The organism is Alteromonas macleodii (assembly GCF_903772925.1).
In the GTDB taxonomy this organism is placed as follows: domain Bacteria; phylum Pseudomonadota; class Gammaproteobacteria; order Enterobacterales; family Alteromonadaceae; genus Alteromonas; species Alteromonas macleodii_A.
This window is the reverse complement of the sequence record NZ_LR812090.1, coordinates 3,171,614-3,184,781: the sequence shown is the minus strand read 5'-3', so window position 1 is coordinate 3,184,781 and position 13,168 is coordinate 3,171,614. Positions and strand designations below refer to the sequence as shown.

13 protein-coding genes are annotated in these 13,168 nt (G+C 44.0%); 1 reads left to right on the top strand and 12 read right to left on the bottom strand.

Annotation, left to right across the window (positions count from 1 at the left end; translation table 11 throughout):
• The first annotated feature begins 78 nt into the window (after positions 1–78).
• Positions 79–987: a glutaminase B gene (glsB, locus tag PCAR9_RS13785; protein ID WP_179984083.1), complete on the top strand. Its 909-nt coding sequence runs from the start codon at positions 79–81 to the stop codon at positions 985–987.
• On the opposite strand, the gene PCAR9_RS13780 is transcribed toward glsB, so the two are convergent.
• From PCAR9_RS13780 to PCAR9_RS13725, 12 genes are all read right to left on the bottom strand, one after another.
• Positions 984–2,432, bottom strand: coding sequence for a lipocalin-like domain-containing protein (locus tag PCAR9_RS13780; RefSeq protein WP_179984082.1), 1,449 nt, complete (start codon positions 2,430–2,432; stop codon positions 984–986). The genes glsB and PCAR9_RS13780 overlap by 4 nt on opposite strands.
• Positions 2,429–5,428, bottom strand: coding sequence for an FtsX-like permease family protein (locus PCAR9_RS13775; protein WP_179984081.1), 3,000 nt, complete (start codon positions 5,426–5,428; stop codon positions 2,429–2,431). The genes PCAR9_RS13780 and PCAR9_RS13775 overlap by 4 nt, the downstream gene beginning before the upstream one ends.
• Before the next feature lie 48 nt (positions 5,429–5,476).
• A complete protein-coding gene (locus PCAR9_RS13770; protein WP_179984080.1) occupies positions 5,477–6,238 on the bottom strand; it encodes an ABC transporter ATP-binding protein in 762 nt (253 codons plus the stop codon).
• A 370-nt stretch (positions 6,239–6,608) separates the two neighbouring features.
• Entirely contained in the window at positions 6,609–7,310 is a 702-nt protein-coding gene (locus PCAR9_RS13765) for a VC0807 family protein (RefSeq protein WP_179984079.1), read from the bottom strand.
• Between the two features lie 46 nt (positions 7,311–7,356).
• The gene (locus tag PCAR9_RS13760) at positions 7,357–7,896 is read right to left on the bottom strand and encodes a rhomboid family intramembrane serine protease (protein WP_179984078.1); all 540 of its coding nucleotides are present in this window, start codon (positions 7,894–7,896) and stop codon (positions 7,357–7,359) included.
• Between the two features lie 20 nt (positions 7,897–7,916).
• Positions 7,917–9,083, bottom strand: coding sequence for a glutathionylspermidine synthase family protein (locus PCAR9_RS13755; RefSeq protein ID WP_179984077.1), 1,167 nt, complete (start codon positions 9,081–9,083; stop codon positions 7,917–7,919).
• A 2-nt stretch (positions 9,084–9,085) separates the two neighbouring features.
• On the bottom strand, positions 9,086–9,754 hold the full coding sequence (locus PCAR9_RS13750; protein WP_179984076.1) for a DUF1190 family protein: 669 nt from the start codon (positions 9,752–9,754) through the stop codon (positions 9,086–9,088).
• A gap of 10 nt (positions 9,755–9,764) precedes the next feature.
• Positions 9,765–10,181, bottom strand: a complete 417-nt coding sequence (locus PCAR9_RS13745; protein WP_118493211.1) for a DUF350 domain-containing protein — start codon at positions 10,179–10,181, stop codon at positions 9,765–9,767.
• A 16-nt stretch (positions 10,182–10,197) separates the two neighbouring features.
• On the bottom strand, positions 10,198–10,851 hold the full coding sequence (locus PCAR9_RS13740; RefSeq protein WP_179984075.1) for a YjfK family protein: 654 nt from the start codon (positions 10,849–10,851) through the stop codon (positions 10,198–10,200).
• An 11-nt stretch (positions 10,852–10,862) separates the two neighbouring features.
• Positions 10,863–11,918, bottom strand: coding sequence for a potassium channel family protein (locus PCAR9_RS13735; RefSeq protein ID WP_179984074.1), 1,056 nt, complete (start codon positions 11,916–11,918; stop codon positions 10,863–10,865).
• Between the two features lie 147 nt (positions 11,919–12,065).
• The gene (locus PCAR9_RS13730; protein ID WP_118493215.1) at positions 12,066–12,746 is read right to left on the bottom strand and encodes a PspA/IM30 family protein; all 681 of its coding nucleotides are present in this window, start codon (positions 12,744–12,746) and stop codon (positions 12,066–12,068) included.
• 24 nt (positions 12,747–12,770) lie between these two features.
• Entirely contained in the window at positions 12,771–13,160 is a 390-nt protein-coding gene (locus PCAR9_RS13725) for a DUF2170 family protein (protein WP_118493217.1), read from the bottom strand.
• Positions 13,161–13,168 lie beyond the last annotated feature (8 nt).

The following is a 13,168-nucleotide window of genomic DNA, read 5'->3' as shown; positions in this document are numbered from 1 at the left end:
TTTTAAACAGGCGCTTTTCTTTTATTTACAAAAAAGATATTAGCAAAAAAGAGGTCAAACGAGAGAATGGAAAGCGAAATGCTATCGTTACTGCAGGATATTTATGACGAAGTCGAGCCTATGCTTGGCATGGGTAAAGTCGCAGACTATATCCCCGCGTTAGCCACGGTTAATCCTCGTCAGTTTGGTATTTCTATTTGCGATATCAATGGGCACATCACGTCTATTGGTGACGCTAGCGTGCCCTTTTCAATACAAAGCATCTCAAAAGTTTTTAACTTGGTTTTGTCCATCAATCACTACGGTGAAACCATGTGGGAGCGGGTCGGGTGTGAGCCATCTGGGCTGCCGTTCAACTCCTTAGTGCAGTTAGAATACGAACATGGTATTCCACGCAACCCTTTTATTAACGCAGGCGCGCTGGTGGTAAGCGATATGGTGCAATCGCGCTTTGCATCACCTTTTATTGCCATGAGAGATTTTGTAAGACGCTTAAGCTGCAATGGGGAAATTATAGTTAATAAAGAAGTTGCTGATTCGGAGTTCGAACACCGTTCTCGTAACGCGGCAATGGCGTATTTGATGAAAGCCTATGGCAATTTTGAAAATGATGTGGAGGATGTGCTTCGCAATTACTTTCATAACTGCGCATTAGAAATGAGTTGTGAAGACTTAGCGCGATCTACGAGCTTTCTTGCTAACGCAGGCTTTTCAACCTGCGCGAATGAGCAGGTATTAACGCCTTACCAAACTAAGCAAGTGAATGCATTGCTTGCAACTAGCGGTATGTATGACGAAGCGGGCAGCTTTGCTTTTAAGGTGGGTTTGCCGGGCAAAAGTGGGGTAGGCGGCGGTATTGTTGCCGTGGTACCTGGTCGATTCACTATTTGCGTATTTTCTCCTGCTCTTAACAGCGTAGGGAACTCTCAGCTAGGCGTGGCGGCGCTAACTTCACTAAGTGAACGGATAAACTGGTCTATTTATTAGTAGCCCGTCAATTCCATAAAGCCGCTCCCCGAGTGGGAGCCCTCTACTTCAACTCGTCCCTCAAAATAGGGAAATAAACTGTTATTCCACTGTTTTTCTTTAAACGCGCTTACGGAAATATCAATATTTTTTGTCGGTAACTGTATGCGCCATGCTGTGGGAACGGAACGCACTGAACTATCATGTTCGTTTCCCTGCTTGCCATCTTGTTTGCTTTCTTTTTGAATTAGCTCATAGCCTGTTGGCGTAATAGATAGGTTGGCTTGCTCGACGTTCTCTTTCATTCCATTTTTATTTATGTAGCTGGCCGTTGTGAATACTTCAGTGTTTTTAGTTTCGCTTTTCTCTTCGCGGTTAGTATTCGCATGCATTCGAAACGCCATAAGTTTGCTTCCGTCGTTTAAGTGCAGTGAAAACCAGTCCCATCCTAATGCCTCACTGTTGGCCAAATGGCTTGTCCATTCGTGATCAAACCAGCCTTTACCCTCAACCTTTATGTTATTGCCTTCTATATTCATTGTTCCTTTTGCATTAATGAAGGGCTGACTGTAATAGTAAGACCGAAGACGTTCGTCTTGCGTTTTTTTGCTATAGCCATTATCGCCTTGCTTTATAAAAGGGCCCGAAGAGTTTAAGTTAAGCGCGACCTTAACGGCTTTATTCATTGGAACTACTTCATTATTTAACTGTGTATCTGCAGGTAAAGCTCTATCATCAGCACCGTTTTGAGCTTCATCGCTTCTAGGTAACACTTCTTCAGTGGGTTTGGAGGTTGCATTAGGTAGCTGATTTGTATCGCGAGTATGTTGTTGACCAAAAGCAAAGGTCAACGTGGAAGGAAACATGGCTTTGCTATCTTCCGTGGCTTTTGATTCTGGCTCAGTCTGTGTTGCCTTCCATACCCAATCATCGATAACCGTAGTAAAGGGGGCTGATTTTACGTAAGCGTTGCCTACGCCGCCATTCGCAAATCGCTCTTCAAAATAGTGGTGTTCTAGGGTGTGCAGTGAGGCATGTCCCATCCATTGTTGTCCGTTAGCCCAATTTCGCACGACTGGCTCATAAGTACTTTTACCGGAGGCTGCATCAGTATTGAATCGAAAAAGCGTATACTGCAAACCGAATTCCTGACCGTCTTCGCCACTTAATACAAAGGTTAGGTACCACCATTCTAATTGGAAGTCGGGGTGGCTTTTATGATCTTCAGGAAGCTCAACATACGTGTTTCTCTCTACTGAAGTAAAGGCATCGCTCGATTGCATCTCGCCAAAGAAACCACGAGGTGAAGAGGCTTTTGGCGACTCACTACTTTTGCTTTGCTCGTTTGTATTCGAACTGTCATTACAGGCAGACAAGAATGAGCAAATGAGAAAAAGCAATAAACAGCTAAATTTGCTGAAAGGCCAAGGAGAATAGTGGCTATCGCGATTTAATCTATACCTCATAGCTGCACTTCCTGTCTTAAATCAATTTTGGGTTTGAGTTTCCCTAAAGGTAATAAAAGCACCAGTGAAACGATAAGCAGAGAAAGACCTACACTGGACAGAATAACGTCTACTTCAATTGAAAGAGAGTACACCCAGTTAAACGCGTATCGATTGACTAAATTTATAAAGACGTAAGCTAAGTAAATGCCAAAGGGTATGGCAAGCAGTGCTGAAACCAAACAAAGTAACAGGTACTGCATAAATAGCGACGTCTTAACTTTTAGCTGGCTCACTCCCAATGCTCTTAACACAGACAGTTGCGCTGAACTGCCTATAGTCAAAACGGTAAGGGACACCGCGAAGGCAATGCCTGCAACGAGCAAGGTTGTGATATTCAGGCCGTCGGTCAACACAAAGGTGCGGTCAAACGTATTCATGGAGGTATTTAAAAGCGCTTGCCTGCTATACAGGGTTATGTCGGTTTCATCTCCAAGGTGAGCTTTTAGCTGCTGTGCGAGCTTATCTTTTGAGAAGGCAACGTCGCTACTCGCCGTGACATCTTGGTCGCCGGTTGGCTTGGGATATATAGCCAGTACGCCGGAAAATAAGCTATTTCTCACTGTAATGTTGTTTTGGTTAAATAAAGGAAGTGGCGCTAATACCTGCCCATTAAGATTGCCATAATCAGGGTAGATACCAAGCACTTTCCATTTAGGTTGCGTTGAAAAGATACTTGTATTTAAAGGCTCGGCAGTCGTAGCGTCGGCAGAACTGTCTGACGCCCCTTTTGCTTGATTGGTTGCTGGGTTTGGTGATTGAGTAACGTTTGAACTACTTCCACTTAACCCTTTTCGAAACCTTATATTAGCTATATTCAGCGTGTCGCCTAATTCAGCATTAAGCGCGAAGGCTAGTTGCTGATTAATAAATATTCCTTTCCCTTCCACAAACGCACGCCAAGCTGTACTAAGGTCGTTATTCATTACATTATCGAGGACCAAGCCCTTTTTACCTTTTTCATGAACAGGGTAACTACTAATAGAAACGTAAGTTGGGGCGGGGGTTATTACTTCATCTATTTTTTCTGTGCCGAATAAACTTATCACGTCACCCTCAGCTTTTAGCAAAGGCGTCACCGCCAGCGGTGATAGTGAATTGGCTGACAGTGATTCTACATTACTGAGTGGCGCGTCGGTATAAAGGTAGAAAGGCGCGTAAAGTCTTTGTTCTAACCATTGTTCCGTTGCACTTCTAAAGCTGTCGGTCATGGTATTCATGCCGATATTTGCTGTTAACGCGATAAAAAATGCGCAAACAGCAAGGCGTGTTTTACTAGACAGTAAATGCATATTAGCAATCACGTAATGAAATACGGGCCATTGTCTTGGCGCAAACGTGGTGAGTAGCTTTGCTACGATAGGTAGCCACAGAAGCACGAGTACGCAGCTGGTGAGGAGTAATAACGCAACAAAGAGTAGTGCAGATGCCGTAGAGGTAATAAAGGCTTCAGCAATAAATAGAAAAACCAAGGCAGCTGCTGATACAAGGCCTACAGTCCATTGCCGCATCATTTTCTTTTTAGCGGGCCGCACAGTTAACGCATTTGAAAGCTTAACTATAGAAGTTAAAGAGAAAACGACTAAGGACGTGAAAGTCGTTATTAACGCGAATCCAAAAATAAAAAGCAGGTTTACGTCAGGGGTAATGAATACGGCGTTAAATAACGACGTGAAGGTACCGCTTATTACCGGTGATAACCATGACGCGGCTTGAAAGCCTACGAACATGCCAATTGGTATACTTATCACGCAGTAAACCATAAGTTCAGTAAAAAGAGCGCTACTTAAAACTCCTTTAGATATGCCAAGTTGGCGAAGCCGTATCACGTTAGGCAGCCGTGTGCGGTACATTAAGTTTAGCGCGTTCAGCACTATAAAAAGTGATACCACGCCCATAAGCGCGCTCATTGCCCACAGGTTCAATCTAAAGCTATCCGGTAACGTTCCGGTATCATTGCCGCTGTCGTTACTTGATTGTTTAACCGCTATCCCAAGTAATGCTTCTATAGTTTCAAGGTCTTGTTCGGAAAGCGGCGAGAGAGCTACTAGGCCAGCGAGCGGTACAAAACTTTCTTGCTGCTTTGAAATATCATTAGCGCCAGGCAGGGTATTATCTTTGCTGAGGGCATTGTCTTTACTATTTTTGCTGTAAAAAGGGCTTATCCCTCCTTTATAAAAGTCATCAATAGAGACCAAAATCGTATCTTGCGGCACAAGACTACTTACATAAGCGTTAACCGTTGCTGGCCATTGCGGGGGGGGCGTCGACGCTTTATTGTTCTTATTTAGCGTATTGTGACAGCTTAGTTTGGCATTTGTAACAGGGTGAAGCAGCCCGTTTACAGAAAAGGAGGTCGTAGAATTAGCACGCAATATTCGAGCAGCAGAAGATGGCTTACTTTCTCCAGCTCTCAAAGAAAGAGACGATAACAAAGAGTCTTCATCAGTAGCTCGAAAGGTATTTCCTAGAAGAGGCTGGGTATCAACGCCAAGCAACTTGAGGGCAATGGGTGTTGCTTCCTCATCACTGCATGAAAGGGTAATGCTGCGTTCAGATGTAGCTATAAGCTGAGTAAAGCCATGCCGGCGAAGGATGGCATAATCTTCCTTTGTAAAGCCTTCATGAGTAAAGCGCTGATGCGCTGCCTGCTCTTTTACAGAGCGCTCATGTGCAGAGTACTCATGTGAAGAATGCTCATGTTTAACGCTGCCTTGCGAGTGTTTACCTTGTTCAAGCTGTGCATCGCTGCCGACCGGGGTGATGATACTGCCAGCCAAAAGCCCTTGATTCGACTGCAATAGTTCACCCTGTGTTGCGCCTTCGTTTATCAGCAAAACGGTAACAAGCCCGGCATTGGCCAAAACTATTGCGACCATAATGAGCAAGGGTTCCCACGGTCTATGCCTTGCCATAGCAAGAAGACTAGAGATACTCAGAAGTAATGTGCGCAACAAAGCAGCTTCTCACTCTTTAATGGCGTATTTGTAACAATATTCATATCGCTAAATATCTCCACCGTTACGCTTATTTACGTAAACTGGTGGTGAAACAGTGCCATGTATTACATTTTTAGACTCTATGCTTCCAGGCCTGACATCTTCTAATACACCTTTATGCAGTCGCAGAACAGAATCCGCTTTTATCGCTACGTCTTGACTGTGGGTAACTACCACAAGGGAGGTGTTAGCTTGCTTGCAGGTTTCAAAAAGTAAGTCTGACACTATTTCGCTAGTGGTCTCATCCAAGTTGCCGGTGGGTTCGTCGGCCAAAATAAGCGAGGGGCGATGTACGAGCGCTCGCGCTATGGCACAGCGCTGCTGTTCCCCTCCAGATAATTGGCTTAGCGGTTTTTGCGCTAAGGGTAGTATTCCAAGTTCATCCATTAACGCTAATTGATAGTCTTTATCAAAATTACCTTTTAGCCTTGCGGTAAAGGCAATGTTGTCCCATACGTTAAAGCAGTCGAACAAGTTAAAGCTTTGAAACACAATACCTAAATGCTGCTTGCGAAAATTATCGATATCCCTAGCTTTAGATGTATTATCGAGCTTGCTATAGCCAGCAATCGACAATCCGTTTACTGCAATGTCTCCGCCGTCGGGAGTCTCAAACCCAGCAATAAGCGACAGCAAGGTAGATTTACCGCAGCCAGACGCCCCCTGAATACTCACCGATTCGCCCGGGTTTACAGTCAGGCTAAGGTTGTTTATAAGCTCAACCCCTGTCTTTGAAAAGGATTTCTTTAAGTCTTTTATTGTCAACATAGCTCAGGATTAAAGGTTCAGGGTTAACACTACGGTGTTCAAAATACAGGGTTAAAGGCTCAATGCTATAGCGTAAAAATATGGGCCTAATCGTGGTGTTAATAATCATAGGGCACACAGTAGGTCGAATTTCAGGCTCTCGCGGCTAAAATACATTAAATGCCCATACACGCTAATTAAATTAATTGTTTTTCTATCTGAGGGTATACGTATAGTTCAGGATTTTTGGTTAAAAAACGAGAGGGGAATTCAATGTTCTATTGTTCCTAGGTGTCTTGTGACACCAGAAGGTGTCTTAACTTACGCCATGGGGCAGGGGCTTTGGACTAGAAATTAAAAAGGGGCTGTAAGCCCCTTCTAGTTTGTATCGTTACTGGTTAATGAAGTTATCGAGCTCTTCGCCAGTGATTTTCTTGATTTGTGCAAATAAATACCAAAGCGCGGCAATAAGTAAAATCATGCTCGGGATCACAATGACAGGGTAGCTAAGCGCTGTCATTCGACCCAGCTCTTCAGTGTAGGCCGTTGTGCCCGGTTCACTGACCAATATCATTTTTGCCAAAATATAATTAAGCGCTGAAGAGAGGAAAAACGAACTCGCGACAATATAAGAGCTTACCGCCACCTTCTTTTTAAACTCTGGCTGCTTTCCCTTGGCATCTAGTACCTGATTGAGGTGAGGCCAGTTTATGATCTGGTCGTTAAGAATAAGCATTTTTACCAAGGGTTTATTAGTGTACTGGGTCACTAACACCGCTATACCGATAATGCCCGGAATGGCCGCTTCTTTGATCGCAATATACTCTGCTGGCAATTTGAGCAAGCTAAACCCGCCAGTAAGTAACACGCTGATAATCCCAAGAACAGAAAAGCCGTTTACCTTTCCTGATTCTTTTAGGTCCCATAGACCGTAACCAATAGGGAAGCTAAGTGCGGCTACAATACTCCATGCTGGCCCTAGGTAATCTTCTGAACTTGCATAGCTCATCAATACCACAGGAATAACAATGTTAAACGCGAGGTTGCCGAAAAAGCCTTGATTCTTTTGAGTAGGTTCTTGTACTGCTGACATATCTTTTAATAACGTCTTATCTTAAAGTCAATTATACGGAAAGTAATTAGCGTGCCCAGTGCCATGCGGCAAATAAGCCGCCAATAAAGCCAAACAGATGATATTCAAAGGAAATAAATTTTGATGTGGGAAGTACACCAACCAGCATTCCACCATATAGTGCCGCAACCACAAGTGATATAAGCAAATACCGCACTTTATTACTTCTAAAGCCAGCCAACACTAAGAAACCGAAATAACCATATACCATTCCGCTTGCGCCTATATGTGTGGCGGTTCTACCAAACAGCCATACGCCTAAGCCACCTATAAGCAGTGCACTTAGCGTTGCGATGAGAAACGTACGTTTTCCCCATTGCATAGTAAGCCACATGAACAGCAAAAGAGGCACCAAGTTAGCCATCAAGTGCGTCGGTGTTCCATGAAGAAAAGGTGCTGTAAAGATATAAGGTAGACTTGATAGGGTACGAGGCACCACACCAAACTGATTAAGAGCATTGCCGGTAAGTAAATTTGCTACTTCTACTACGATTAAAAGTGCGCCCAACGTTAGCAGAACGCGAATTTGAAATGAAAGCGGCTTCATAAAATTGCCCCTTAACTAGATTACAAAATAATATGGGGAAGGTAGCGAGAAAGGTCCTGTGTGATCGCTGAGGCATCTTCTCTTACCGAAATACCCGCTGGCATGTCATCTACTAACCAACTACCTATAAGCGTATGATTACCTTCAAAAACGGGCAATGGTTCAAAAGCTTGAACAATAAAACCTTCTTCGCCGTAAGGGCCATCACTCAAAACGCTCTCAACACCACTTTCGATAATTGATACGTTGGCACCCTCTCTAGAAAATAGGGGCTTTTTAATCCACTTTCCGGACAAACTATTTGCGTTTATTTCGTCTGAAAAATAAGCGGGAAGTAGGTTAGGGTGGCCTTCAAACTTTTTCCAAAGCTGGGGAAGCAGCGCTTTATTTGAAATAATAGATTTCCACGCAGGCTCTAACCAATTTACTTGGGCGTCTTCTAATACGTTGCCAAACTCTTCGCGCAGCATAAATTCCCAAGGGTAAAGCTTAAAACAATCAGTAATAGGAGCATCTTGAAGGTCAGTAAAAACGCCTGTGTCTGCTAATCCAATATCTTCGATAAACACAAAGTCAGCTATAAGCCCTGCTTCTTTAGCGCAGTCTTGAAGGTATTGCACAGTACCGCGGTCTTCAACGGTATCTTTACAGCACGCCATATGCAGTTGATTTATGTTGTAGTGCAAGGCAATTTCACGAAAGCGATGTACTAACTTTTCTTGCAAGCTGTTAAACTGATCGGCATGCAGAGCAAGTTTGCCTGCATCGACATTTTGCGAAAGCCACAGCCATTGCCAAAAACCGGATTCATACAGGCTGGTGGGCGTATCTGCATTGTTTTCAAGAAGTTTTGCTGGTCCTTTGCCACTGTAAACAAGGTCAAGGCGAGAGTATAAACTTGGGTCTCTTTCGTTCCAGCTATTACGCACTAAATCCCAATGCTGCTCCGGGATGCAAAAGCGAGTAAGTAATTCCTCACTATTCACCACATCTTCGGTAACCGCCAGACACATTTGATGTAACTCGGCAGTGGGGTCTTCAATGTCGTTTTCAATTTGTGAGAGTGTGAATTGGTAGTAGGCACTTTCATCCCAGTACGGTTCGCCGTACATGGTGTGAAAATGGAAACCAAACTCATTGGCCAACTGCTGCCAGCCCTTACGAGGCTGGCAAGGCATTCTAAACATTCTTATCCGCCCCAGCCGCCTTTACGGCTGCTGCTACCCCAAGATGACTTAGCGCGCACACTGCTGCCAAACCCGCCTCGTTTCATAGTGCGGTTCACCGTTGGTTTTGGTTTGTAAACGCTTTTATTTACCCGGTAATTTCTTTTTCGAATATCGCCATCGAACACATAGCCGTCTGCCGTTATCCAGCGTGAACGAAACGGTGAGTTATATGAATAGGAAGTATATAAGGGTTGCGAGTAGTAGCGACTTGGTGAAAGTAAAGAGCTCACCATATAGCCAGCCATGAAAGGCATGAAAAAGCTGCCGCTGCTGTTGTTTACGTATTGGCACTGATTTGGGCCAAATTCGTACTCACAGTCATATTCAGAACTAAAGCGTGGACTGGTGCGCATAGCCTCATCCACCGCTGTCTGATAGGCAGCTTCACAGCGCTCTACCGCATCTGGGAAGTCTTGCTTACAATCTTCTAGCGATGTGTAAATAGTGGCATCTTCTTTTTCCCCGCCACAACCACTGAGGATAACGCTAGCCACGCCTAACGCTAAAGGCTTAACGTTAAAACCTTTACGCATACTATTAAGGTTAATGTGCTTAGTGCGCTTCATAACAGGCCGCTCACTTTGCTGGTTATCAACAATTTGACGTTCTATGTTGCTTTTATCAGTCATTGCTGCCCCCTTAATAGGTCATGCAAGCGGCGTTTAGTAAGCCTACGGCAATGGACATACTGGCCAGCATTACACCTGCAGAAACTTCATTATTGTTAATACGTTCTGCAATTTTAGGCATAAAGCTGAAACGTAATATGGCAAACGCCAAAGACTGAGCAACAACCGCAACGAGCGCCCAAATAGCAAAATCTACCACAGCAACAGAGTTTGAGGCCGCGCTGCCAAGCGCTATAGCAAAACCGATAATAGCCCCGCCAAATCCAATAGCTGCAGCTACATTTTTTTCTTCTTTTACCAGCTTCCATTCATCATGAGGTGTAACTAAGGCGTACACCAATTTGAAGATAAACAAGAAAACAATCGATAGGCCGAAGTACAGCGCAAAGTTATCCAGGCCGGCCAAAGAGTGCATAATGGTATCCATAGTTATTCCTTTTTTATTAACCGTTTATTGTGATGTCTGCAGGCTCAACATCGAAGCCTGTAGAAATCACTAAGCATCTGTCTAAATTGTTACCCACTTGTTTTTCTTCACCAACAACAAGCAAGGTCTCAACTCTATCGTTACTGATAGGACGTTCATACAACATCATAAACTGATCTGTTTTACTCACATCACCATCTTCTTCGTAGGTCGTTTCGGTTACCGCAACTGGCGGTGATTCGTCGCCCACAGCCCCCCATACACGAGTATATACCTTGCCTTCAAGTTCGTAGGTAGGCTGACTGATTACGCTCTTTAAACATTCATTCCACTGAGCTGTGTTGCCAATGGTTTTTGTCTCATAAAAGTGCCAAAGTTTCACGTCAGTAATGTGGTTCTCTGATAGGCCACCATCGGTCACCACCTGTAAAAAGCCATCATCGTCAGTGTAAAAACGAAGCAGAGTGCCGCCAGTATCTAAGGGGGCTTCACCTACCGCTTGAATTAACTGAGAACGTGCAGCGCCTTCAATGGTTAACTCGGGTTCTAGTAGGGAAAGTTTTAAGTTATCTAACTCGAAAGAACCACCTAAATAAAGCCCCATTATTTCTGGCGCCTTAGGTTCTGATTTCTTAATAGATTCTGATTTCTTAAATAGTTTACTAAACATGTTTACGCCTCTTAATCAGCGTCCAGTGACGACCAGTTTATTGCATTAATGCGTCGCTCAGCGATGTAAAACAAGGTGTCACCTGGGTTTAACGTAGCGTCTAACGGTGGGTTCACCACCATTTCTTTCACAAGGCCATTGGGTGCATAACCGATAAAGATGGCGTCGTGTTTGCGCTTTAAATTGATAAATAACTTGGCAACGGAAATCGCTTGGCAACTTTGCGGTATTTTTACTGAAAATTGTGCTTGCCCTTCATCAATACTTAGCAAGTCGTGATGAAGCATACTGGAACCTGGATCAAATGCAGCTTTAACAAGCATTTCTATTGCAACACTAGGTGTGCATTCCACTTTAGGACAGTGGTCCTGAAGCAAATTTACTAAGCTGTCATCGTCGAAATAGGCCACTTGATGAGCATCAGGATTACGCTTGGTACAATAAAGCGCAGTAGTCATGGTGACATCATCTTGCGGGTTATCGATAACAATAGTTTTGGCAGAGCTTACACAAGCGCGGTCCATATCTTCGTCTTTGTTGAACGAATCTACTTTTACAAATTCAATGACGCCGGGCATGGGGTTGGTAATATCAGCTTTTACGCAAAGTACAATGTCAGGACGTTCAGACATTGCATCTCGTTCTTGCAGAATCAAGTCAAGCAGCATCATGGTGCGCTGCTCATTCCAACCAATCACCAAGATATGTTCATTAAGCATCAAGCTATTCATACCCAACAATCCTTTCTTCCACGTTAAAGAAACCCAAGCTGCAATTCGGCCAATTACCATGGCGAAAATACTCAAACCAAGCGGTATGACATAAAGCGCAACAACTAACTTTCCCGCTGGAGTGACGGGAGAGAGATCGCCATAACCTACCGTTGAAGCGGTGACCGCTAACCAGTAGACAAAATCGGTTTTAGCAATTAAGTCGTGTTCGCCTGCAGCGAAAAGAAGCCAATAGCTTGTTACTGCGTAAAACGCGGTCGCACCGACAATGGTGTACCAGCGAGACTCTGCAAAGTATTGCAGCATGATTTTTCGCAGCTTAATCCATGGAGACATAAAACAAACAGCCCTTGTTATGCGTGTCCTTACTCTGCCTTGAAGTACTTGATTTGTCTAGATTAGGTCGTTGTTATCTGGCGATTTATGCAAGGAATTATTGTAACAAGAATTAAAAATGGGAGCCTTTAGCTCCCATTCTTTGACTTACTTGCCTAGAATTCGAGCTAGCTCGTCATCGGCTGAGGTTTTACCCCCTTTGATGCCCGCTTCTGCTAGGCGTTTTTCTAAGTCGCTGCTCGACTCCTCGCTAGCCAGTTCCTCGGCTGCTTGAAGTTCCGCATTGCGCATCTTTTGCTTATCCTGAATGCGAGACAAAGACTCAGTAGCTGTCTTCATTTTGCTGTTCGCGCCCATGTGGCGTGAAGATACTGCAACCTGCGCTTTTTGAACACTTTCAGTAGCTTTGACCATGTCCACTTGCTGTTCTAAGCGACGCAAGTTCGCTTTAGCTTGCTGAATATTATTAGCCAACTGCTTTTCAGACTGTTTGAACTGATCAAGGTAGGTTTGTTCTTGCTCACGTTCTTCTTTCAGCTCTGACACTTTCTGAGCACAGTCAAGAGCAAGCTGACGATCGTTATCTATCGCTTTACGGGCATGCTCTTCGTACTCGGCTATTGACGAGTTAAAGCTATCTACTTTTTGTTGAGAAAGTTTACATTTCGCCAAAATCTGCGTTCGTGCATGATCAGACTTGCGTAGTTCTTCTTTGGCTTCTCTGATTTCTTGTTCCAAAATTCGAATCGCCTGACTGTCTGCAACAGACTGCGCAGCTTCGGTAGCACCACCTTTTACTGCAGTAATTAGTTTTTTCCACACTGACATTCGCTTCTCCTTAAGAAGTAAATTTTAGTTAAGGTGTGTTTCGTAGGCATCTAAGAAAGATGCAACATTTTGAAACAAGGTTTCCACTTCAATAACAATACTTTCGGCTTTCGACTGGGCACTTAGTGCACCAAAGGCGGTGTAATATTCTTCGCCACCAATATTTGAAATACCTACCGTGGTTAGAGGAAACACCATGTGGGTAGACAGTATTTCATGGTCAAGCGCAGGCTTATCTTTTACTTCCGACGCGGCGAACAAGAGACTTTCTACCAAAATTTGCTCACCGCTAATTGCAAGCCATGCATCAATGCCGTCTTGATTAGCAATAAGTAAGCAGTTTTCCTCATGTGTTACCACAAAGTCATCGTGCTCTTTAAATAAGGCTTCGATGCTTTCCAGTTCCCAGCTCATACCTTTCT